The organism is Pseudonocardia charpentierae (genome assembly GCF_031845345.1).
Lineage (GTDB): Bacteria > Actinomycetota > Actinomycetes > Mycobacteriales > Pseudonocardiaceae > Pseudonocardia > Pseudonocardia charpentierae.
The window spans coordinates 1-412 of sequence record NZ_JAVREJ010000112.1; the positions used below are offsets into that span (position 1 = coordinate 1).

At 35.9% G+C, this 412-nt stretch carries 1 protein-coding gene; it reads left to right on the forward strand.

Annotated elements, in window-relative coordinates:
- Positions 1–193 precede the first annotated feature (193 nt).
- Positions 194–412: hypothetical protein (locus RM445_RS32090; RefSeq protein WP_311560619.1), on the forward strand; the 219-nt coding region annotated here is incomplete at its 3' end.

Here is a 412-nt window from a genome sequence, read left to right on the forward strand (position 1 = left end):
CTAGTAAGCTGTCGACCCTGTTATATGGCTTTTAAGTAAATATGAGGGATGTAGAGAAGGGTAAGCTCGTCCTTTGTATTTTGGTTCATGGCAATATGATTCAAAGCTTGCAAGGAATATGAGGATTAGTTTATGTCGTAGGTTTGTGATGTTTGGGTGTGTTTGAAATGTACACATGTAGTCCTAAATATTTATGACAAAGGGGATAGTCATTATGAAAAAAGGTTTAGCTTTTATTTTTGCTCTAGCTGTTGCTTCTACCTCACTCATAGCACCTAATACTTTTGCAAGTGAAATTAAGAAAAAAGAAGGTGAAAGAGTAGAAGGTGTTTATGTCAGAGATGAAAAAGGTTCATTAAAGAAGGTATCAGAGCAGGAGTTGGAGAACATGTCAAAACCAACCCCATTTAAT